At 69.6% G+C, this 19,837-nt stretch carries 25 protein-coding genes; 13 read left to right on the plus strand and 12 right to left on the minus strand.

Annotation, left to right across the window (positions count from 1 at the left end; translation table 11 throughout):
• Window positions 1–593 precede the first annotated feature (593 nt).
• The 6 genes from ACIRGA_RS05500 to ACIRGA_RS05525 all read right to left on the minus strand — a co-directional run bounded on the left by ACIRGA_RS05500 (window position 594) and on the right by ACIRGA_RS05525 (window position 4,664).
• Entirely contained in the window at window positions 594–1,004 is a 411-nt protein-coding gene (locus ACIRGA_RS05500) for a hypothetical protein (protein WP_400936837.1), read from the minus strand.
• Window positions 1,001–2,068, minus strand: a complete 1,068-nt coding sequence (locus ACIRGA_RS05505; protein WP_400936840.1) for a molybdopterin-dependent oxidoreductase — start codon at window positions 2,066–2,068, stop codon at window positions 1,001–1,003. The genes ACIRGA_RS05500 and ACIRGA_RS05505 overlap by 4 nt, the downstream gene beginning before the upstream one ends.
• On the minus strand, window positions 2,065–2,673 hold the full coding sequence (locus tag ACIRGA_RS05510; protein WP_400936842.1) for a methyltransferase domain-containing protein: 609 nt from the start codon (window positions 2,671–2,673) through the stop codon (window positions 2,065–2,067). The genes ACIRGA_RS05505 and ACIRGA_RS05510 overlap by 4 nt, the downstream gene beginning before the upstream one ends.
• Window positions 2,670–3,314, minus strand: coding sequence for a DUF2064 domain-containing protein (locus tag ACIRGA_RS05515; protein WP_400936845.1), 645 nt, complete (start codon window positions 3,312–3,314; stop codon window positions 2,670–2,672). The genes ACIRGA_RS05510 and ACIRGA_RS05515 overlap by 4 nt, the downstream gene beginning before the upstream one ends.
• Window positions 3,311–3,967 (minus strand): glycosyltransferase family 2 protein, encoded by a 657-nt coding sequence (locus ACIRGA_RS05520; protein WP_400936848.1) that lies wholly within the window; start codon window positions 3,965–3,967, stop codon window positions 3,311–3,313. Before ACIRGA_RS05520 ends, ACIRGA_RS05515 begins: the two co-directional genes overlap by 4 nt.
• A gap of 145 nt (window positions 3,968–4,112) precedes the next feature.
• Window positions 4,113–4,664: a copper resistance protein CopC gene (locus tag ACIRGA_RS05525; protein ID WP_400936851.1), complete on the minus strand. Its 552-nt coding sequence runs from the start codon at window positions 4,662–4,664 to the stop codon at window positions 4,113–4,115.
• Window positions 4,665–4,991: 327 nt separating this feature from the next.
• Here ACIRGA_RS05525 and ACIRGA_RS05530 point away from each other — a divergent pair, with 327 nt between their 5' ends.
• From ACIRGA_RS05530 to ACIRGA_RS05570, 9 genes are all read left to right on the plus strand, one after another.
• Window positions 4,992–5,561 (plus strand): hypothetical protein, encoded by a 570-nt coding sequence (locus tag ACIRGA_RS05530; RefSeq protein WP_400936854.1) that lies wholly within the window; start codon window positions 4,992–4,994, stop codon window positions 5,559–5,561.
• 3 nt (window positions 5,562–5,564) lie between these two features.
• A complete protein-coding gene (locus ACIRGA_RS05535; protein ID WP_400936857.1) occupies window positions 5,565–6,467 on the plus strand; it encodes a copper resistance D family protein in 903 nt (300 codons plus the stop codon).
• A gap of 26 nt (window positions 6,468–6,493) precedes the next feature.
• Window positions 6,494–7,441: a plastocyanin/azurin family copper-binding protein gene (locus tag ACIRGA_RS05540; protein ID WP_400936860.1), complete on the plus strand. Its 948-nt coding sequence runs from the start codon at window positions 6,494–6,496 to the stop codon at window positions 7,439–7,441.
• Between the two features lie 73 nt (window positions 7,442–7,514).
• The gene (locus tag ACIRGA_RS05545) at window positions 7,515–7,979 is read left to right on the plus strand and encodes a hypothetical protein (RefSeq protein ID WP_400936863.1); all 465 of its coding nucleotides are present in this window, start codon (window positions 7,515–7,517) and stop codon (window positions 7,977–7,979) included.
• A complete protein-coding gene (locus ACIRGA_RS05550) occupies window positions 7,976–8,593 on the plus strand; it encodes a plastocyanin/azurin family copper-binding protein (protein ID WP_400936865.1) in 618 nt (205 codons plus the stop codon). Before ACIRGA_RS05545 ends, ACIRGA_RS05550 begins: the two co-directional genes overlap by 4 nt.
• 77 nt (window positions 8,594–8,670) lie before the next feature.
• The gene (locus ACIRGA_RS05555) at window positions 8,671–10,011 is read left to right on the plus strand and encodes a hypothetical protein (RefSeq protein WP_400936867.1); all 1,341 of its coding nucleotides are present in this window, start codon (window positions 8,671–8,673) and stop codon (window positions 10,009–10,011) included.
• Between the two features lie 10 nt (window positions 10,012–10,021).
• Complete coding sequence (locus tag ACIRGA_RS05560) at window positions 10,022–10,720, plus strand: response regulator transcription factor (protein WP_037340495.1); 699 nt, start codon at window positions 10,022–10,024, stop codon at window positions 10,718–10,720.
• Window positions 10,717–11,766, plus strand: coding sequence for a sensor histidine kinase (locus tag ACIRGA_RS05565; RefSeq protein WP_400936869.1), 1,050 nt, complete (start codon window positions 10,717–10,719; stop codon window positions 11,764–11,766). Before ACIRGA_RS05560 ends, ACIRGA_RS05565 begins: the two co-directional genes overlap by 4 nt.
• Window positions 11,767–11,820: 54 nt before the next feature.
• Complete coding sequence (locus ACIRGA_RS05570) at window positions 11,821–12,987, plus strand: serine hydrolase domain-containing protein (protein ID WP_400936871.1); 1,167 nt, start codon at window positions 11,821–11,823, stop codon at window positions 12,985–12,987.
• A gap of 1 nt (window position 12,988) precedes the next feature.
• Here the strand turns inward: ACIRGA_RS05570 and ACIRGA_RS05575 are convergent, their stop codons facing one another.
• Complete coding sequence (locus ACIRGA_RS05575; RefSeq protein ID WP_400936874.1) at window positions 12,989–13,792, minus strand: MBL fold metallo-hydrolase; 804 nt, start codon at window positions 13,790–13,792, stop codon at window positions 12,989–12,991.
• Between the two features lie 70 nt (window positions 13,793–13,862).
• A complete protein-coding gene (locus ACIRGA_RS05580; protein WP_400936877.1) occupies window positions 13,863–14,924 on the minus strand; it encodes an NAD-dependent epimerase/dehydratase family protein in 1,062 nt (353 codons plus the stop codon).
• A gap of 122 nt (window positions 14,925–15,046) precedes the next feature.
• Here ACIRGA_RS05580 and ACIRGA_RS05585 point away from each other — a divergent pair, with 122 nt between their 5' ends.
• Window positions 15,047–15,547, plus strand: coding sequence for a molybdenum cofactor biosynthesis protein B (locus ACIRGA_RS05585; RefSeq protein WP_005155592.1), 501 nt, complete (start codon window positions 15,047–15,049; stop codon window positions 15,545–15,547).
• Here ACIRGA_RS05585 and ACIRGA_RS05590 read toward each other — a convergent pair.
• On the minus strand, window positions 15,544–15,822 hold the full coding sequence (locus ACIRGA_RS05590; protein WP_073846255.1) for a hypothetical protein: 279 nt from the start codon (window positions 15,820–15,822) through the stop codon (window positions 15,544–15,546). The genes ACIRGA_RS05585 and ACIRGA_RS05590 overlap by 4 nt on opposite strands.
• Before the next feature lie 55 nt (window positions 15,823–15,877).
• On the opposite strand from ACIRGA_RS05590, the gene ACIRGA_RS05595 reads away from it, so the two are divergent.
• The gene (locus ACIRGA_RS05595; RefSeq protein WP_400936879.1) at window positions 15,878–16,051 is read left to right on the plus strand and encodes a hypothetical protein; all 174 of its coding nucleotides are present in this window, start codon (window positions 15,878–15,880) and stop codon (window positions 16,049–16,051) included.
• Between the two features lie 9 nt (window positions 16,052–16,060).
• Here ACIRGA_RS05595 and mscL read toward each other — a convergent pair whose 3' ends face one another.
• The 3 genes from mscL to ACIRGA_RS05610 all read right to left on the minus strand — a co-directional run bounded on the left by mscL (window position 16,061) and on the right by ACIRGA_RS05610 (window position 17,630).
• Window positions 16,061–16,465 (minus strand): large-conductance mechanosensitive channel protein MscL, encoded by a 405-nt coding sequence (mscL, locus tag ACIRGA_RS05600; RefSeq protein ID WP_005155596.1) that lies wholly within the window; start codon window positions 16,463–16,465, stop codon window positions 16,061–16,063.
• A 96-nt stretch (window positions 16,466–16,561) separates the two neighbouring features.
• Entirely contained in the window at window positions 16,562–17,203 is a 642-nt protein-coding gene (locus tag ACIRGA_RS05605; RefSeq protein ID WP_400936882.1) for an SAF domain-containing protein, read from the minus strand.
• Window positions 17,204–17,318: 115 nt separating this feature from the next.
• The gene (locus ACIRGA_RS05610; RefSeq protein WP_395875232.1) at window positions 17,319–17,630 is read right to left on the minus strand and encodes an FmdB family zinc ribbon protein; all 312 of its coding nucleotides are present in this window, start codon (window positions 17,628–17,630) and stop codon (window positions 17,319–17,321) included.
• Between the two features lie 228 nt (window positions 17,631–17,858).
• Between ACIRGA_RS05610 and ACIRGA_RS05615 the strand changes: the two genes are divergently transcribed.
• The gene (locus ACIRGA_RS05615; protein ID WP_400937359.1) at window positions 17,859–18,443 is read left to right on the plus strand and encodes a class I SAM-dependent methyltransferase; all 585 of its coding nucleotides are present in this window, start codon (window positions 17,859–17,861) and stop codon (window positions 18,441–18,443) included.
• Window positions 18,436–19,833, plus strand: a complete 1,398-nt coding sequence (locus ACIRGA_RS05620) for a pyridoxal phosphate-dependent decarboxylase family protein (protein WP_400936885.1) — start codon at window positions 18,436–18,438, stop codon at window positions 19,831–19,833. The genes ACIRGA_RS05615 and ACIRGA_RS05620 overlap by 8 nt, the downstream gene beginning before the upstream one ends.
• Window positions 19,834–19,837: the final 4 nt, after the last annotated feature.

The raw sequence follows: 19,837 nt of genomic DNA on the forward strand, positions 1-19,837 counted from the left end.
TGGACCAGCCAGCACACCCCAGCACGCCCACGCCCACCAACAAGATCAACAAACCCCACCAAGATCACCAACAAAACCCACCGGTGGATCCAGGTCTGATGCGACGAAAGGAGCCTTCGCCTCCGGCCAGATACGGTCGTGAGTGGTGATTCGGGTTCGTGGTGAAGGGGGGCAGATGAAGGAGAGCCTGAACGGGCGAGTCCACAAAGGACACTTTTCGAGCTGTGAGTGTCCGGTCTGGGTGGTCTGCACGGTTTCACGAGGGGGTCGTGAGTGGCAAAGAGGGTTCTAACCCTCATTGCCACTCACGACCTCGGCCAAGATCGTATATATAGCCATAAACCGGACAGTGCACAGCCGGAAACTGTCCGTTGTGGACACTCACTGGCACTTAGACGTCAGCGAAGAGGCCTCACGTCACGTTTGACTTACCCCTCAATAACCCTCTTTGCCACTCACGACCCATAGGTAAAACGCCTAAGTCGGGCGCAGTCACCCGAAATTTGTCCCCTGTGGACAGTCGGGGCCCTGATCCTGAAGGCTGGAAAGGGACCCTTCACGACACGGTCGCTGGAGCCTTCGTCCGGGTCCTTTCAACGCGCCTTTCGCCTGAAGAACACGGCCACGAGGACTCCAAGCCACACGACGGCGAGGGTGAGCAGCAACCCGGTGACGGTGTCGGCATCGTGCAGGCCCGGGTTCCGAGCGCCGCCGAAAGGCCGCCACAGCAACGGGAACGCGAGCAGCGTCAGGACACCGGTGAGGACCGCGCCCGTTTTGACCGGGGTCTTCCAGCGGTTCGGGAGGAACCGGCTCAGCGCGAGGCCCACGCCGCCGACCAGCGGCGCGACCAGCAGGTCGTGGACCAGTGGACCGCCGGCGAGCCAGCCGAGCGTCCCGAAGACGTCCGGGCGCAGCGGGAAGGCGTACTCGGAGAACAGCACCGCGCCCCACGCGAGCGCGGCGAGGCCGGGCAGGAAAAGCAGCAGCCGCAACGTCTTCACAGCGTCTCCAAGCGGGTGACCCATTTCGTCTGCAGGACACCGGGCCGGTTCGGTGCGATGATCCGGCACGGGAAGCCGTGGTCGGCGTCGAGCACTTCACCGTTGAGTTCCAGTGCCAACAGGGTGAGCTCGTCCCCGGTGTGCTCGCCCGGAAGATCGCTGACGCCGTAAGGTCCCGCCTTCTCCAGCGAGAACACGCGGACCGGGGTTCCCGGCGTGCTTCCGGCGTGCCGCAACAACTCCGGCAGGGAGACCCCGCTCCAGTGCGCGGATTCGCTCCAGCCCTCGACGCAGGCGATCGGCAGTTCGGCCGAAGTCCTCGGCAGGGCGCGAAGCTCCTCCAGCGAATAGGTCTTCGTACCGTTCGGGGTCACCACGGAGAGCCGCCAGCCTGGGTCTTTCGCCGTCTCCAGGACACCGGCGGCCTCGGCGGTCCGGTTCACCGGCAGCCCTTGCGGTCCCTTGCCGCTTCGCCAGGACAGTCCGGAAACGGTGCGCAGCAACGGAACCGTCGCTCCGGCCGTCGCCACGACGGCGACCCCCGCGGCCAGCCAGGTCGTGCGGAGGAAGGCACGCCGTGAGGGGTCGGGTGCTTTCGTGATCGAGCGGCGGACGATCGGGAGTTTCACCGCGATGTGCACCAGGATCGAGCCGATCGCCACCCACGCGACCGCGTAGTGCAGCTGCGGGAAGTAGAAGTTCCACGGGTAGTTCTGCGCGATGTTGAACAGGCCGGTGACCAGTTCGAAGAACGCGGCCGCCGAAAGCACGAGGATCGACAGGCGTTCGAGCGCGTGCGGCAGCGAACGGATCACCGGACGCTCGAACAGTTTCGGGTAGACACTCCAGAGTTTGGCCAGCAGCAAGGGGATCGACGCGATCCCGGAGATCACGTGCGTGCCCTGCGTGACCCGGTACAGCCAGACCGGGCGGCTCGGCCAGCCGAACCACGACGGCGGATGCTGGATGAGGTGGCTGATCAAACCCGTGACGAAGCACAGTGTGAAGGTGACGGCGAGGGCGAGACCGATCCGGGACGTCACGCGCTCCGAAGGGGTGTTCATGCTTTCTCCAGGCAGGCGAACCAGCGGTGGCCGTGGCTGGTGGACCAGGCGACGCGGAACGCGGTGCGCGCGGCGAGATCCGCGATCGCTTCGACACCGACCCACGCCCAGGTGAACCAGGCGCCGTTGTCGGGACGCAGGCGGACCCGGTCCTGGCGGAGACCGCGGCCGGGCGGGTCGAGTTCGACGAGCACGGTCCCGCCGGCGGTGAGCAGTTCGGCCATCCGCGCCAGGAGACGGTGCGGATCGCCGCCGATGCCGATGTTCCCGTCGGCGAGCAGGACATGCCGCCAGCGTCCTTCGCCGGGGAGCCGGTCGAAGACGTCGCGGTGGAGCGCGGCGGCGCCTCGGGCGTGGGTGAGCCGTACGGCGGTGGCGGAGATGTCGACGCCGAGCGAGGCGACGCCGCGTTCGGACAGCGCGGCGGTGAGCCTGCCGGGGCCGCAGCCGACGTCGAGGGTCGGGCCGTCACAGGCGTCGAGGAGGACGTCGTCGCCTTCGCACGGGATGGCCGTCCAGCGGTCCACCGGCAGGTCCACGCGTTCGCCGGTCGCCAGTTCCAGCCAGCAGCGGTGGCCGAGCAGGCCGCGATCGAAGGCGGTCACCGGACTTCGGCCACCGCTCGGGCGAACCGGCCGTGCGGTACCAGCGTGGCGACCCGGCGCGCGTCTGCGATGGTGTCCACATCGGACAGTGCGGCCAGCCGGCCGGGACGCAGCCCGACGTCGGTCAGAGCGCGTAAGGTCTGCCGTCCGGTGTCGTCGCGCGACATCGGGACCCCGGCGAGAGCCTTGGCGTGTAAAGGATCCTTGAGGCCCAGCGCCCACCAGCCGCCGTCCTCGGCAGGCCCGAGGACCGAATCTTCGGGCCGGTTGGCCGCTTCGGCCAAGAGTGCCGGGGTGACCTGTGGCGTGTCCATGCCGACCTGCAGCACCGGCTCCCCAGGGCGAGGGGCGTCCGCGTGCGCGTTGACGAGCCGCAGGTCGAAGCCCTCCCCGCGTTGGGGGATGACCTCGGTCTTTTGGAGTACCGAAGCGATTTCCGCGCCGCGGACGGCCTTGGCGAGTTCGCCGGTCATGGCGACGACCACGCGGGCGTCCGGGGTCCGGAGGGCGGCGTCGAGGGTGTCGAGCAATGAGGCGGCCGCGATCTCGGCGGCCTGCTCCGGTGTCGCGGGCGGGCACAGGCGCGTCTTCGCGAAACCGGGCACGGGCGCCTTGGCGACGATCAACAGGCAGAAGGTCATCGGCTCAGCACCCGCCCGAAATCCCGCGCGGCGCGGAGGGTTCCCCGCAGCGAACCGGAGACCTTCGACTTCGTGCCCTTGGCGCGTTCGCCGTAGGACACGTCGAACTCGGTGACCCGCCAGCCCGCGCGCCCGGCCTTGATCAGCAGTTCGAGCGGGTAGCCGAAGGCGCGATCGGTGACGCCGAGATCGAGGAGCGCCCGCCGCCGGACTGCTCGCAGCGGCGCGATGTCCCGGACGGGCAATCCCTTGTGCCGCAGGAGCGACGAGATCAGCACGTTCCCGGCTCTCGCGTGCCAAGGCCAGACTCCCGGTCCGGCCGGCACCCGCCGCCCGACCGTCAGATCCGCGTCCGCGAGGCCGCGGACGAGCATCGGCAGTTCGGCGAGATCGAGAGAACCGTCGGCGTCGGCGAAGCAGACGACGTCCGCCGTCGCCGCTTCCAGGCCCGCGTGCACCGCGGCGCCGTAGCCGCGCCGGGGTTCGTGGACGACCTTCGCCCCGAGCTCGGCCGCGATCTCGGGGGAGCCGTCCGTGGAGCCGTTGTCGACCACGATCGCCCGATACCGCTCGGGCAGGGCCGCCAGTACGCCGGGCAGGGCACCGGCCTCGTCGAGACAGGGGAGCACGACGTCAACCTGGTCATCGTTCACGCAACGCACGTTAAGTCCGGGATGGACGGACGAAAACCCTTGCCGTGCTTACCGAATCATGACGTCGGCGAAGTTCTTACCGAGTTCTGACGGATCGCGCGTTCAGGCCGCCGGGCGGCCGGGAGAGGGCTAAGGTGCCCGGCTGTCACGGTTTCGCGATCAGCCTGGCCGTGAACGCCCCGGCGAGCGCGACCAGGACGGCCCCGGCGATCCACGGCCACAACGGTACGGAGTCGTCCGCCGCCGGGAGGGCGGCCGCGGTGTCGGTCCGCGGCTTCGGGGCCGCGGCCGTCCCGGGACCCGCCGTGGTGAGCGTGAACGGGACGGAACCCGACACGGGGTGGCCATCCGCGGACACCACGCGGTACTTCACCGTGTAGACGCCGGCGGCGCCCAGCGCCCGAAGAGGCGCGGACAACTTCTCACCGGTGACCACGGGCTCTCCGCCTTCCCAGTGCGACGTGCCGTCCGGGCCGAGCACGGCCAATTCGGTGAAGCCGCGGTCGAGCGGCTCGTTGAACACCAAGGTGACGGCGGCGGGCGCGGACGCGAACGAGGAATCCTTCGCCGGATCACTCGAGACGAGCACGCTGTGCGCCATGGCGGGCTGGGCGCCGGCGAGTGCCATGAACAGCACCGAAGCGGCTATCACGGCTCCACGCGGCACGTTTCGCACCGAGGGCGGGAAAAGCGGCATGGTCGGGTCCTCGCAATCGCGTCGGGGATGCCCCATCGTGGGCGACGGAATGGTCGGACGCGTTGCGGTGGCGGGTGTTCGTGCGACAACCGTGTTAACGAAAACTCACCGCTTCCGGCGAAAGAGCACTCCGAAACGGACGGCCTTCACTCGTTCGGCCGCACGGGCCGGGCATTCGGCGGAGGAACTCACAGCCGGACGGCGGCATCGAGCCGGGTTCCTTTACCTGGCCTTCATGTGACGATCATGCCAGGTAACGCGGCAGCTGGTTTTCTTCTCGCCCATCGAGCCGTTCCCCATTTCTCCTTCGTAGGAGAGGACATATTCGTGGCCTTGCGAGGTATCGTCCCGCGCCGGGATCAGCTGATCGCGGCAAGCCTCACCGGCGCGGTCGTGATCGTGGTCGGATACGCGTCGGGTCTCGGGCTGAAACCCGGGACGGCGGCGGAAAGCCCGCCGCCGATGGCCGCCGGGCCCGCGCCGTCCGAGGCGTCCCCGGTGCCGGACGGGAAACCGCCGCCTCCCGCGCCCATTCCTTCCCTGCCGGCGGATCCGGTCACCGACGTCCCCGCCCCGGTGGCGCCGCCCGGACCCGGTGGCGGGGTCGAGGTCAGCCCGTCGGCACCGCCACCGGAACCCGTGCCGACGCATCCGCATCCGGAGCCACCGACGACGGTGCCGACCACTCCGCCACCACCGCCGGAGGAGCTTCCGGTGTGTCAACCTGGTGCGGCGCAACAGGTTCTCGACACCGTCGCCGCGCTTCCGCTGCTCGGCGGCATCACCGGCGGCCTCGGCGTGACGGGGGCGGACGGGCTCGGCGCGACGCTGCTCGGATACTGCCGTGCGCCCGACGGCACGGTCGTCCTCGAAACCGTCCCCGTCCCGGTCCGGTGAGCCATGGTCAAGACCTGGTACGTACTCGCCCGCTGCGTCGACTACTTCGGCATGACCCTGTTCACCGGCGGCCTGTTCTTCCTCGCGTTCCTGTGGCCGGACGGCGCGGGGCACGGCCGGGCGCGCAAGGTCGTCGGAGCCGGATGGCTGCTCGGTTTCGCCGGTACCGTCGCGGGTCTCGGTTTGCAGGGTGCGTGGGCGGCGCAACGGCCGGCCGCCGACCTGTTCGACTGGGACCTGCTCGGGCAAGTACTCGACACCCAGTTCGGCCGCGTCTGGTTCGCGAAGGCACTTCTGTGGCTGCTGGCGGGTGTCGTCCTCGCCGACCTGATGCAACGCGGCCGGGCAGCGGCGAAGTCGGCCGCCTGGCGAGCCGGCGCGGGCGTGGTGACACTGGGGCTGCTGCGCACTACGGGGTTGACCGGGCACGCGGTCGAAAGCGGGCGGCCGTTGCTCACCCAGCTCGCGGACCTCGTCCATCTGGCCGGGATCTGCGCCTGGATCGGCGGACTGGCCGTCCTGTTGTTCGGCGTGCTGTCCAGGCGTGATCCCGGCGAACTCGCCGCCGTCGTACCGCGTTATTCCCGGCTGGCCATGGTCTCCGTCTTCGCCGTCATCGTGGCGGGCGTCGTGCTGGCGTGGCAGACGGTCGGCAGCTGGGATCGACTGTCCACAACGGACTACGGGCGCACGCTGGTGGTCAAGCTGCTCGTCCTCGCGGTCGTCCTCGTCATCGCGCAGGGCAGCAAGAGCTGGGTCGCCCGGCGCCTGGATTTCGCGGTGGTCCTGCGCGGGGACGCCGCCACCGTCCGCCCCTTCGTCCATTCCGTCGCCGCCGAGACCGCGCTCGTCATCGTGGTCCTCTTCGCGGCGAGCCTTCTCGTCACGGCCAGTCCCGGCCGGTGACCGTGCTATCGAAAGGAGTGTCCTTTATGGACAACCCGGAACCCGAGAACCCCACGGCCGAAGCTCGCCGGCGGACCTGGCCGGTGGCGGTGGCGATCCTCGCGCTGGGTGTCGCGCTGTTCAGCCTCGCCACCCTGCGAGGCGGGCAGCAGGCGGACACCGCCCAGAGCGCCGACGTCGACCTGGCCGCGTTGTCGAAGCAGGGGCCGCTGGCGGTTCCGCTGTACCAGGGGCTCGCCAAGGAAAAGGCGACGGCGGCCTCCGCCAAAACCGTCGAGATCATGGGATACAAGTACAGCCCCGCGAGCCTTTCCGTCGCCGTCGGCGACACGGTGACCTGGACCAACCACGACACCGCGCCGCACAACGTCGTCATCACCGACGGCCCGGAGAAGTTCACTTCGCCGACGTTGCAACAGGGACAGACCTTCAGCCACACCTTCACCAAGGCGGGGAACTACTCCTACTACTGTTCGGTGCACCCGGACATGAAGGCCTCGGTCCAGGTGGAGGGCTCGGGCACTCCGCCGACGTCTTCGCCGACGAGCGGCCCGACGTCTTCGCCGACCTCGGCACCGACGTCGAGCCCGCCGCACTCGATGCCGCCCACCACCCCGGGCGGCGGGTCCTGTGTCCCGAAGGGTGTGCTGCAGCCGATCATCGACCACGTCAAGGCGGCGCACCTGCAGACCTCGCCGGGGCAGCAGGTGCAGGACATCCTGAACCTGGACCAGTACATCAAGACCCACACGGTGTGGCTGGAAACCGTGCTCGCCCCGGTGCTGGACGGATCGGCCGACAAGGTCGTCGCCGACACGCTCGCGCCGATCGTCGCGCATCTCAAATCCGCGCATCTGGAGACGTCGCCCGGGCAGCAGGTCACCGATCTGCTGAACCTCGACCAGTACATCAAGACGCATACGGTGTGGCTGGAAACCGTGCTCACCCCGTTGCTGAACCAGGCGAGCTGCTAGCAGGGGGCCCGGCCGGTAAGCGGCCGGCCGGGCCCTTCGCCAGTATCCACGTTCCCCAGTACGGAGACGAGCGATGTCCGACACCGAACTCCTGCCCGCTCCCGTCCAAGCCGGCCACACGCTGCGCCCGGACCGGTGCGTCGTCGAGCCGTCGATCAGATTCCTGCGTTTTCCCTTGGCACGCGCCAGGTTGACCGCGACGGCGGGATACCTGGACGTCTCGGAGGATCCCGCGCTCTTCGTCGAGCTGGACGTTTCTTCGCTGCGCACCTATCCGTGGCCGTTGAAGCGCTTGATCCTCAGGCGCCACGAGACCCGTGTGCTGACGTTCACCTCCGGCGAACTCGTCGTCGATGGCCACCAGGTGCGGATTGACGGAGAGATCGGGAACCGCGGGCTGGTGCTCTCCGGCGAGCTGCGTCCGGTCGATGAAGAAAGGATCGTCTTGTGGGCCAAAGGAATCCTTCCCCGGCCGCGTCGCGCGCGCTGGTTCGTCCGGCGCGTCCACGTCGAGATCGCCATCGAGTTCGTCCGGTGAAGCGGCTCACCGGTCTCGTCCTGACGGCGCTTTTCCTGATCCTGCAAGCCGTCTTCCTGACGTCACCGGCGAACGCGGCCACGCAGCAGGTGATGATGCAGAACTACGCGTACGGCCCGGCGGCGCTGACCGTCCGGGTCGGGGACACTGTCACCTGGATGCAGCACGATCAGGCGCCCCACGACGTCGTCACGACGAGCGCCCCGGTCACCTTCCGCAGTCCTCAGCTCTCGGCGGGGCAGAGCTGGAGCTACACCTTCACCAAACCGGGTACGTATTCCTACTACTGTTCGGTGCATCCGGACATGCGCGCGACGGTCACCGTGCTCGCCGCGGAAACGCCCACGAAGCAGCCGGCTCCTACGCCGTCGAAAAAGCAGACCACGGCTCGGCCACCGTCCTCTTCGGCTCCGGCTTCGAGCGCGCCTCCGACGAGCAGCGAGGCCCAGGCTCCCGCGGCGCCCGTGAGCGAGACCTCGGCGCCCGCGCCTCCGGTCACCCAGGAGGCGGCGGCCACCGGACCGTCGCTCGACCCGATGCTGCTGGTCGCCGGGGTCGTCACCGCGGTGGCGGTGCTGTGCCTGCTCCTCGTCGGATCGCGACCGGCCGGGTGAGGGAAGGTCTTACCGAGTTCTGACGGACGGCGCAGACCCGTCGTTTCGTGCCGGCAACGCGGGTTACGGTGCCGGTGATGTCCACTGTCACCGCCCCTTCCCGTACCGGCCGCCGGGCCGATCTGATCGCCGTGGGGCTCGCGATGCTCGTGGTCGCCGCCGCGATCGCGGTCGGCCTCCACTACAACCGGCCCGGCTCCGGCGTGGTGATCTACGCCTTCGCGCCGCCGCTGTTCGGGTTGTGGCTGCCGCACGTGGGGCCGGGTTCGGTCGCCGCCGTCATGCTCGCGCTCCTCGTCGTCACCAAAGGTCCCTCGCTCGCCGCGCGGCTGAGGTGGCGTCCGCTGCTGGCGCTCGGCTACGTGACCGCGCTGGCGTGGACGTTCTCGCTGGCGATGATCGACGGCTGGGCGCGCGGGTTCACCGGCAGGCTCACCACGGAACACGAGTACCTGCACGAGGTCCCGGGCATCACCGACATCCCGGCGATGCTGAACGAGTTCTCCTCGCGCATCCTGGACTTCCAGCCGAATTCGTGGACGACGCACGTCTCCGGGCATCCGCCGGGCGCGACGCTGGTCTTCGTCTGGCTCGACCGGCTCGGTCTGCAGGGCGGCGCGTGGGCCTCGACGGTCGTCGTGCTCGTCGGTTGCCTGGCCGTGGTCGCGGTGCCGGTGACGCTTTCCGCGCTGGGCAAGCAGGACGCCGCGAGGACGGTCCTGCCGTTCGCCGTCCTGACCCCGGGCGCGATCTGGATCGGGGTGTCCGCGGACGGTCTCTTCGCGGGTGTCACGGCCACCGGGATCGCGCTGCTGGCGCTCGCCACGCGACGGCGGATCCTCGCGCTCCCCGGCGGTCTGCTGCTCGGGTTCGGGCTCTTCCTCTCCTACGGTCTCGTGCTGCTGGGCGTGATCGTGCTGGCCGTCGTCGTGCTGACCCGCGAGTGGCGGATCCTGCTCCTCGCCGCGGTCGGCGTGGCCGTGGTCGTCGTGGCGTTCGCGCTGACGGGCTTCTGGTGGCTCGACGGCTATCACCTGGTCGTGGAGCGCTACTACCAGGGGATCGCGACGCTGCGCCCGTACTCCTACTGGGTGTGGGCGGATATCGCGGCGGTGCTGATCGCACTCGGCCCCGCCGTGATCGCCGGGACGCGACGGGCGGGCGCGGAGTTCCTCGCCGAGCCGAAACGGTCGTTGCGCGAGCCGGTCACGCTGATCGTGCTGGCCGCGGCGCTGACCATCGCTTTCGCCGACCTGTCCGGCCTGTCGAAGGCGGAGGTCGAACGCATCTGGCTACCGTTCGAGGTGTGGCTGCTGCCCGCGGTGGCGCTGCTGCCGGTCAAGGGGCGGCGGTGGTGGCTCGCCGCGTCGGCGGCCACGGCGCTGGTGGTGAACCATCTGGTGCTGACGAGCTGGTGAGGTGGATGGCATGACAGAACAGGGCCGGGTGCTCGTCGTCGACGACGACGAGACCGTGCGGGACGTCGTCCGGCGATACCTGGAGGTCGCGGGATTCGAGGTCGACGTCGCCGGGGACGGCACCGAGGGGCTGCGGCTGTTCTCCACGACCGGGCCGGATCTCGTCGTCCTCGACGTCATGATGCCCGGGCTCAACGGGCTCGAGGTGTGCCGCCGCCTGCGGCAGGTGAGCCAGGTGCCGGTCGTGATGCTGACCGCGCTCGGCGAGGAGGAGAACCGGATCGCCGGACTTCAGCTCGGCGCCGACGACTACGTCACGAAACCGTTCAGCCCCAAGGAACTCGCGTTGCGGGTGGCGTCGGTGCTGCGCCGGGCGCGGATGCCGCGGCCCGAACCGGCGGCGCGGGTGATCACCGACGGCGATCTCGCGTTGCAGATGTCGGCGCGGCAGGCGGCCCTCGGTGGTGTGGAACTTCCCTTGACCAGCCGGGAATTCGATCTGCTCGCGTTCTTCCTCACCCATCCCGGCGTGGCGTTCTCCCGCGCCGATCTGCTGGAGAAGGTCTGGGGCTGGGACTTCGGCGACCAGTCCACCGTGACCGTCCACGTGAGACGGTTGCGGGAGAAGATCGAGAAGAACCCGGCGAAACCCGTCCGCGTCGCCACCGTGTGGGGCGTCGGCTACCGGTACGACCCGGTGCGGCGATGATCGGCTCCGGGGAGTCGCTCGGCGAGATGCTGGCGCATGCCTGGCATATCCTGCCGTTCGCGCTGATGTTCGCGGTGCCGGTGGTGCTGCTCGGCGGTTTGGTGCTGTACCTGCTCCGGCGCGGTTCGCTGGCCACCACGATGACGATCCTCGTGCTGATCCCGGTGCTCGCGACGCTGATCGCGGTGCTCGGGATCAGCGGGTTCATGTTCACCCCCGCGCTGACCACGATGACGCTGGTCTGCCTGCTGGTCGCGCTGGTGACCGTGCCGGCGGCGCTCGTGCTCGGCCGAGCCATCGCGCGCCGGAGCGTGTGGGAGCGGGAGGCGCGGGAACGGGAGCGCGCGGCCGAAGCGTCGCGTCGCGAACTGGTCGCGTGGATCAGCCACGACCTGCGGAGCCCGCTGGCCGGGATCCAGGCGATGGCCGAGGCCGTCGCGGACGGCGTCGTCGCCGACCCGATCGAGGTCACCGGCTACGCGCGGCGGATCAGCGGTGAGACCACACGGCTGTCCGGCATGGTCGGCGACCTGTTCGAGCTGTCGCGGATCACGGCCGGCGCGCTGCAACTGACCATGGCCGCGGTGCCGCTGCGCGACGTCGTGAGCGACGCCGTCGCCGCGCAGGCCCCGCTCGCCGACCAGAAACGCGTGCGGATGATCGAATACGCCACCGTGTGGCCGGTCGTCTCCGGCAGCGACCCGGAACTGGCGCGGATCGTGCGCAACCTGGTGTCCAACGCCGTGCGGCACACACCGCCGGACGGGACGGTCGCCGTCCAGATCGGCATCGAAGGCGGCGAGGCGCTGCTCGCGGTTTCCGACGGCTGCGGAGGGATCCCCGACGACGAGATCGGCCGGGTCTTCGACGTCGCGTTCCGCGGGACACGGGCGCGCACGCCCGAACGCGGCGGCCTGGCGAGCGGCGGTGGGTTGGGGCTGGCGATCGCGAAAGGCCTCGTCGAAGCCCATCGCGGCCGTATCGGCGTCGAGAACCACGGGCCCGGCTGCCGGTTCGAGGTCCGGCTGCCGCTCGCCATGCCCTGACCGTGTCAGCGGCGTGTCACCGCGGTGTCAGCGCGGACGGCGATCGTTGCCGCCATGACGACTTCAGCGAAGCGAATCTTCCGACGAGCGGGCATCACCGCGGTGGTGGCCGCACTGCTGGCCGGGGTCGCCCCCGGCGTGGCCGCCGCGGACAACGGACGGGACCGGCCGGACCTGCGGGCGATGGTGGACGAGATCGCCGCCTCCGGTTTCGCCGGCGCGCAGCTGAGGGTGCACGACGCACGCGGTGACTGGACCGGCAGCGCCGGGGTGCGCGAACTGGGCTCGGCCGCCAAGCCGCCGACCAACGGGCGTTTCCGGATCGGCAGCAACACCAAGACCTTCGTGTCCACCGTCGTGTTGCAGATGGTCGGGGAGGGCAAGGTCGGCCTGGACTCGCCGGTGGCCGGGTATCTACCCGAGTTCGGCCTCGACCGCCGGATCACCGTGCGGATGTTGTTGCAGCACACCAGCGGCCTGTTCGACTACACCGGCGCGATGCTGCCCGACGGCACGATCGTGCCGGGAATCCCCTTGACCGGTAAGGAGTTCCTGGACAACCGGTATCACTCCTACCAGCCGGAGGAGCTGGTGCGCTTCGGCCTGTCCAAGCCGCCGCTGTTCGCGCCCGGCACCGACTGGACCTACACGAACATCAACTACGTCCTGGCCGGACTGGTGATCGAGAAGGTCGCGGGCCGCCCCTACGGCGATGAGCTCGAGCGGCGGATCCTGCGGCCGCTCGGACTTCGGGACACCGTGGTGCCCGGCACCTGGCCGGGTATCCCCGGCCCGCACGCCCACGGCTATTACCGCTACGAGGAGAAGCCCGGGCAGTGGAGGACGGTCGACATCACGAACCAGAACCCGTCGTGGGCGTCCAGCGCCGGTGAGCTGATCTCGACGACGAAGGACCTCCACACGTTCTTCTCCGCGCTGCTGGGCGGAAAACTGCTGCCCGCCCCGCTGCTGGCCGAGATGCGCAAGCCGCATCCGAAGGGCGGCTACGGCCTCGGGCTGTACGTCCAGGAAGCGAGCTGCGGCACCGTCCTCAAGGGAATGGGCGGCTTCCACGGCTACGGGACGCTGATGGCGAGCACTCCCGACGGCAGCAGGACCTACGAGCTGTCGATGACCTACGGCGACTCGGACGCCGATCTGGGGCAGGCCTACAACAAGGCGGACCAACTGCTCACCGACAAGGTGCTCTGCGGCAAGTAGGTCAGAGCCGCAGGAACCCCATATCCGGGAAGTGGGCCGGCGCGATGAGCGCGCCGGTCTCTTCCGCTTCCGCGAGAAACCGTTGCCGGGTACGGAGAGCGAGGTCCGGGTCGACGTCGCCGAGGAAACCGACCCGCGAGTCCGTCAGCTGCGCGGGAGTGTGCAGGACGTCGCCGAGCAGCAGCAGGCGCTCGTCGTCCGCGGTGATGTCGAGGACGTAGTGGCCGGGCGTGTGACCCGGAGCGTGCCGCGCCACGATCCCGGGGGCGATCTCGACCTCGTCGCCGCTGATGGCCTCGGTCAGCCCCGCGCCGCGAGCGGTCTCCATCCCGACACGGCTCCATTCACCCGTCCCGGCGGGCGCGATCAGCGCGTCCCAGTCGAGTTGGCCGAAGACCACCTGGGCACTGGGGAAGGTGAGGTCGCCTTCGGGGGCGATCCAGCCGATGTGGTCGTTGTGCAGGTGGGTGAGGAAGACCGTGTCGATCTCGTCCACCGGGCACCCGGCCTTGTCCAGCGCGGCCGCGAGGTCGCCGCCCGTGCCCATCGGCGGCGTGGGGTCGCCCTTGGCGGGCGTCATCCCCGGCGGGAAGGCGAATTCGCGCGGGCCGAGGCCGGTGTCGACGAGGATCGTGCGGCCCGCGCCGCGGATCAGGTACGCGCCGGTCGGGACGTGCACGGTGCCGTCCTCGTCGAAGACGTCCGGGTGGGCTTCGGGGTCGAGACCGGGGAAGAACGCGAGCGGCAGCCGGATCAGGCCGTCCCCGAGCGCTTCGATCTCGATGTCTCCGACGGTGATGCCCACCAAAACCCCCAAAAAGTCGATTCCGTTGCCGGGAACGACAACCGGCCGGGGGCCCGGTCTGTTCCCGGTTTCAGGAACCGACCGGTTCCCGCAGCTCAGCGGTGGCGAAACCGGCGATGCCCTCGGCGAAACCCGTTCGCGCGGTGAAGCCGAGCAGCCGTTCGGCGCGGGCAGGATCCGCGACGACGTGCCGCACGTCGGCGGGCCGGGCGCCGCCGGCGATCTTCGGGGCGGGTCCGTTGCAGGCCTTCGCGAGCTCTTCGGCGAGCTCGCCGACGGAGTGGGGTTGCCCGGAACAGATGTTCAGCGGCGTCAAGTCGCCTTCGGGGCCGTCGGTGCGCAGTGCCAGGACGTTCGCCCTCGCCACGTCGTGGACATGCACGAAGTCGCGCTGCTGTTTCCCGTCCTCCAGGACGATCGGCGTCTCGCCGCGCAGGAGCGACGACCGGAACAGCGACGCGACGCCCGCGTACGGGGTGTTCTGCGGCATCCGGGGCCCGTAAACGTTGTGGTACCGCAGGGCCCAGACCGTTCCGCCGGTCTGCCGGGCCCACGCCGCCGCCAGATGTTCCTGCGCGAGCTTGGTGGCCGCGTAGGTGCTCCGCGGCCGCAGCGGCGCGTCTTCGGGAACCAGCCGCCAGGCGAGTTCGGCGCCGCAAGCCGCACACGTGGGCTCGAAGCGTCCGGCATCCACATCGGACTGTTTCCGCGGCGACGGCGCGACGATCCCGTGGGCAGGGCATTCGTAGCGACCTTCGCCGTAGACGACCATCGACGAGGCGAGCACCAGTTTCCGGACCTTCGCCCGGTGCATCGCGGCGAGCAGCACCGCTGTCCCGTAGTCGTTGTTCAGCGCGTACGACGGCGCGTCCGCCGGGTCGACCCCGTGTCCCACGACGGCGGCCTGGTGGCAGACCGCGTCGACGCCGTCCAGCAGCTCGGCGACCAGCTCCGGGTCGGTGACGTCGCCGCGCAGGAACCGGTGGCGGCCGGTGTACCCGGGCGGGCGCGACGAACCGTGGGCGGTGCCAAGGAGGCTGTCGAGGACGACGACCTCCTGACCTTGATCGGACAGCAGATCGGCGATGTGGGAGCCGATGAACCCGGCCCCGCCGGTAACCAGTGTTCGCACCACTCCGACGCTAGGGGCGATCTCCGGCGGCGGCCCCGGATCACCGGCTCACGTCAGGGAATCGTCATAACTACGCGGCACCGCCGAAGCGAAGATCAGCCGAAACCGGATACGGTGTGCTCATGGAACGGAGCGCACAACGGCTGGGCCGCGCACTGGTGGTCATCGTGGACGATCGGGTCGCCCACGGCGAACACGAGGACAACACGGGACCGCTGGTCACGGAGCTGCTCGAAGAGGCCGGGTTCATCGTCGACGGCGTCGTGGTGGTCGAGGCCGAGACGGCCGCGATCCGCAACGCGCTCAACACCGCGGTGATCGGCGGCGCCGACCTGGTGATCACCGTCGGCGGCACCGGGGTCTCCCCGCGCGACCGCACCCCCGACGCGACGGCCGGTGTGCTCGACCGCCCGATCCCGGGCATCGGTGAGGCACTGCGCGCGTCCGGCCTCGCCGCCGGCGCGGTGGACGCGGGTATCTCCCGCGGGCTCGTCGGCGTCTCCGGCAGCACGCTGGTGGTCAACCTCGCGGGTTCACGCGCGGCCGTGCGCGACGGCATGGCGACGCTCTCGTCGCTGGTGCCGTACGTGATCGACGAGCTTTCCGGGCTCGAAGAGGCCTAGTTCTTCGGGGCGGGTCCGGGCTCGGTCCCGGGCTCGCCCTTTTTGTCCTGGTGCAGCACTCCCTCCACCTTTTCGGTGACGTGGCCGATCTTGTCCTCGAACCGGCCGCCGGTGACCTTGTTCGCCCCGGCCGACGCCGCCGAGACTCCCTTGGCCGCGACGTCGCCCGCCTTCTCGGCGAGCGGCCCGGCCTTCTCGCGGACTTCGCCCGCGACCTCTTCCGCTTTGTGGATGGCCTGGGCGGCCAGCCCCTTCGCTTTGTCGACAATGCTCATGCGCTGATGGTCCCACCGGCGGGCGGACCGCGCGACCGGTGCGAAAATGGACGTCATGCCAGGTGAAGACAAGGACAAGCGCCCTTCCGCCGCGGAGAAACGGCGGGTCGACGACATCTTCGGCGACGTCCTGCCGGATACGACCTCCGACGAGCGAGAGCCGGGGCAGCGCACCCCGGACTCCGACTCGTGGTTCCTGGAGAACCGGCCGCCTCATCACGACCGGTGAACCTGGGTCTCAGCCCTGGCGGTTCTGCTGCGCGCGCAGCAGGTCGCGGATCTCGGTGAGCAGTTCGACGTCGGTCGGCTCCGCCGGGCCTGCCTCTTCGCCGCGCTTGCGCCGCTCCTGGACGTGCTTGACCGGCAGCACGATCACGAAGTAGACGACGGCCGCGACCAGCACGAAGTTGATCGCCGCGTTGATCACGCCGCCGAAGTCGAGGAACGTGGCGTCGTTCTCGGCCAGGATGTTGAACCCCAGCCCCTTGGCGGCGTCCGACCCGCCGATGGTGTTGATCAACGGTTTGATCAGGCCGTTCGTGAAGGCCGTGACGATCGCCGTGAACGCGGCGCCGATGACCACCGCGACCGCCAGGTCGACGACGTTCCCGCGCATCAGGAAGTCCTTGAAACCCTTGAGCAAGACGCTCTCCTCTTCACCTGGGACGGTTCGCCGACCGTCCCTTTTTTTGCATACCGGGGGGACGCAGGCGCCCGCCGCCAGCGGGCAGGGCGCGAGCTAGCGGAGGGTAACCGTTATGGACCGTTCCAGCGAGGTGGCCGCGACCCGTGTCGCGATCGCGGAAGGCAGGGAAAGCAGCACCAAAGGTCCCTTGCTCCCGGCGCCCGAGGACTTCGGATCGCGGGTGCCTTGGTCGCCGACCGCCGCCACGACGGCCATGCTGGCCAGCACAGATGCTTCGCGCCCGGCTTCGGCGGCCGCGACGACGTCGACCCGTTGGCCGGGCCTGAGCAGCTCCGCGACACCGGCGTCGGCGAGCCTCACCGGGACGGTCGAACTCTCGGGATCACCCGATCCGGGGATGGCCGCGTCCAGCAGGCGGACATCGGTCAGCGGTTCACCCGCCCGTGCCGCACCGACGAGCAGCCGCCCCTCCGCCGAGGCGGGCAGGCCGATCGCGCCCTGTGGACGGACGTCGTCCGGGAGGTCGACGAGCTTGAGGTCGGCGGCGCGCAGCACCGACCCGGCCGGGAGGTCACGGGCGGAGACCACGGTCGCGGTGCCGGGCGCACCGCGTGCCGACGCGGGCAGGAAGAGCGCGATCAGGCCGCTGAGCAGCAGGGAAAGGGCAAGCCAGCGGCGCAGCAGCCGCGCGGGCCTGCCGTGGAGTCTTCGCAGGGCGGGCAGGTAATGGAGCACGGGATCCCCCTCGTCGATCGGTGATGATCTCGACGTTAGGGGCCGGTGCGCGGCCCTGGAAAGAACGAAAACCCCCGGCTGTGGATAACCGGGGGCCTGTGGACAACTCGGGACGTCAGGAAGCGGCGGCGGCCGTTTTCGTCGTACCCGTGGAGGAAGATGCCGCGCTCTTGGTCTCCGGCTTGGACTCGGTCTTCGACTCCGACTTCGTCTCGGTCTTGGCCGGGGCCGAGGTCGTGTTGGCCTTCGAGTCACGCGAATCGTTGCGGTAGAACCCGCTGCCCTTGAAGACCACGCCGACCGAGCTGAAGACCTTGCGAAGCGGGCCCGAGCACTGCGGGCACACGGTCAAGCTCGCGTCGGAGAACGACTGCACGGCCTCGAAAGCGTGGTCGCATTCCTTGCAGGCGTATTGGTAGGTGGGCACTGCTGCTCCTTCGTGCATTGGCACTCAGCCGACAAGAGTGCTAACACAACACGGTACCGGGGCATTCCGACGCAGGTCAAACAAGGTTTCCCAACATCACATGACGCCCTGGTCACGGCCGTCGTGCCTAAGCTCTGCGCTGTCGCGTCACGTCGGAGTGCGGGAAGGGCGGTCACCATGCCGGAAGAAGATCCGTTCGGCGGCAGGAAACCGACCGGTCACGAGCGCATGACCGGCCTGCCCTGGGACGTGTCGTACCGCGACGGCCCCGCCCCTTGGGATTTCGGCGGACCTCAACCCGCGGTCGTCAGGGCGGCGGGAAGGTTCACCGGCCGGGTGCTCGATGCGGGATGCGGATCGGGAGAGAACGCGCTTCACCTTGCGTCGCAAGGACTTTCGGTGCTGGGCGTCGACGTCGCCGAGACGGCCCTCGCCCTCGCGCGGCGGAAGGCGCGCGAACGCGGGCTCGAGGCCGAGTTCGTGACGGCGGACGCGCTTCACCTGGAGCGGCTCGGGCAGCGCTTCGACACGGTGCTCGATTGCGGGCTCTTCCACGCCTTCGACGCGGACGAGCGCGTCGCGTACGTCAAGAGCCTCGAAGCGGTCACCAAGGGGACGCTTTACATCCTGTGTTTCAGCGACGGTGAGAACGCCGGGCCGCACCCCGTAAAACGTGAAGCGCTGACAAAGCCCTTCGGGGCAGGATGGCGCGTGAAGACCATCGTGGAGGAGCGCGTCCGGACGAGGTTCCACGACGAAGACGGTGCTCCAGCGTGGTTCGCGACGATCGAAAGAGAGCCGTCGAGTGACTGAGTTGCGAGATCTGCTGGCCGACGTCGCTGCCCGCGTCACCCGCTACCGCGAAAGCGTCGCCGACGCCCCGGTCTTCCCGGACGACACGACTGGCGTCCGGGAGAAGCTCGGTGACCTGCCCGAGAAGCCCGTCCCGCCCGCCGACGTGATCCGGCGGCTGGCCGGTGCCGTCGAGCCGGCGCTGGTGGCGAACACCGGGCCGAGGTACTTCGGCTTCGTCACCGGTGGCGCGCTCGACGCCGCGACGGCGGCCGACATGCTGGCGACCGGGTGGGACCAGCCCGCGTTCAACCAGGTCACCTCGCCCGCCGCCGCGATCGTCGAGGAGGTGGCGGGCGAATGGCTCAAGGAGGTCCTCGGCCTCCCGTCCGGCGCCTCCTTCGGCTTCGTGACCGGCGGGCAGGGCGCGAACACGGTCGGCCTGGCCGCCGCCCGGCATCACGTGCTGGCGCGGGCCGGATGGGACGTCGAGCGCCGAGGACTGCACGGGGCGCCGCCTCTGAAGGTCGTCGCCGGCGAAGAGCGGCACGCGTCGATCGACCGCTCCCTCCGCTTGCTCGGCCTGGGCACCGACGCCGTGCACCCGGTCCGCGCGGACGGCCAAGGCGCCATCGACATCGCCGATCTCGAACGAACGCTCGACGGGCCCGCAATCGTTTGCCTCCAGGCCGGAAACGTGAATACCGGCGCGTTCGACGACTTCGCCGCCGCGACGGAGATCGCCCGGCGGCACGACGCGTGGGTCCACGTCGACGGCGCGTTCGGGCTCTGGGCGGCCGCCGCTCCCACGCTCAGGCGCTTGACAACGGGACTGGAGGCGGCCGATTCCTGGGCGGTCGACGGGCACAAGTGGCTCAACGTCCCGTACGACAGCGGCTACGCGTTCTGTGCCCATCCCGAATCGCACAGGGCCGCCATGGCGGTCACCGCCGCTTACCTGACCGGCCAGGGTGACGGCGGCGTGAGAGCGCCGGGCGACTTCGTGCCGGAGTCGTCCCGCCGGGCGCGCGGATTCGCGACGTGGGCCGCGCTCAGCGAGCTGGGCCGCGAGGGGATCGGCGAGCTGGTCGAACGATGCTGCGCGCTGGCCAGGAGGTTCGCCGAGAAACTCGAAGCGTGCGAGGGCGTCACCGTCGTGAACGACGTGGTGTTGAACCAGGTCCTCGTCGCCTTCGAGGAGGAAACGGATCGCGTCGTCGAAGCGCTCCAGCGGTCAGGCGAGTGCTGGATGGGGGCGACCACTTGGCATGGACGGCGCCTGATGCGCATCTCCGTGTCCAACTGGAGCACCACCGAAGCGGACGTCGATCGCAGTGTCGCCGCGATCCAGGCGGCGGTGAAGAGCGATCAGGAATCGAGAAGCGCCGCGAACCGGTCTCACCTAGCGTGACCGT

The sequence above is a fragment of the Amycolatopsis sp. NPDC102389 genome, from assembly GCF_044765885.1.
In the GTDB taxonomy this organism is placed as follows: domain Bacteria; phylum Actinomycetota; class Actinomycetes; order Mycobacteriales; family Pseudonocardiaceae; genus Amycolatopsis.

Excerpts from the sequence above, each read along its gene's own strand:
- ACIRGA_RS05535 (WP_400936857.1), top strand. The coding sequence starts at position 5,565 with ATGGTCAAGACCTGGTACGTACTCGCCCGCTGCGTCGACTACTTCGGC.
- ACIRGA_RS05565 (WP_400936869.1), top strand. The coding sequence starts at position 10,717 with ATGATCGGCTCCGGGGAGTCGCTCGGCGAGATGCTGGCGCATGCCTGG.
- ACIRGA_RS05560 (WP_037340495.1), top strand. The coding sequence starts at position 10,022 with ATGACAGAACAGGGCCGGGTGCTCGTCGTCGACGACGACGAGACCGTG.
- ACIRGA_RS05505 (WP_400936840.1), bottom strand. The coding sequence starts at position 2,068 with ATGAACACCCCTTCGGAGCGCGTGACGTCCCGGATCGGTCTCGCCCTC.
- ACIRGA_RS05555 (WP_400936867.1), top strand. The coding sequence starts at position 8,671 with ATGTCCACTGTCACCGCCCCTTCCCGTACCGGCCGCCGGGCCGATCTG.
- ACIRGA_RS05515 (WP_400936845.1), bottom strand. The coding sequence starts at position 3,314 with ATGACCTTCTGCCTGTTGATCGTCGCCAAGGCGCCCGTGCCCGGTTTC.
- ACIRGA_RS05540 (WP_400936860.1), top strand. The coding sequence starts at position 6,494 with ATGGACAACCCGGAACCCGAGAACCCCACGGCCGAAGCTCGCCGGCGG.
- ACIRGA_RS05570 (WP_400936871.1), top strand. The coding sequence starts at position 11,821 with ATGACGACTTCAGCGAAGCGAATCTTCCGACGAGCGGGCATCACCGCG.
- ACIRGA_RS05525 (WP_400936851.1), bottom strand. The coding sequence starts at position 4,664 with ATGCCGCTTTTCCCGCCCTCGGTGCGAAACGTGCCGCGTGGAGCCGTG.
- ACIRGA_RS05545 (WP_400936863.1), top strand. The coding sequence starts at position 7,515 with ATGTCCGACACCGAACTCCTGCCCGCTCCCGTCCAAGCCGGCCACACG.
- ACIRGA_RS05615 (WP_400937359.1), top strand. The coding sequence starts at position 17,859 with ATGACCGGCCTGCCCTGGGACGTGTCGTACCGCGACGGCCCCGCCCCT.
- ACIRGA_RS05595 (WP_400936879.1), top strand. The coding sequence starts at position 15,878 with ATGCCAGGTGAAGACAAGGACAAGCGCCCTTCCGCCGCGGAGAAACGG.
- ACIRGA_RS05585 (WP_005155592.1), top strand. The coding sequence starts at position 15,047 with ATGGAACGGAGCGCACAACGGCTGGGCCGCGCACTGGTGGTCATCGTG.
- ACIRGA_RS05590 (WP_073846255.1), bottom strand. The coding sequence starts at position 15,822 with ATGAGCATTGTCGACAAAGCGAAGGGGCTGGCCGCCCAGGCCATCCAC.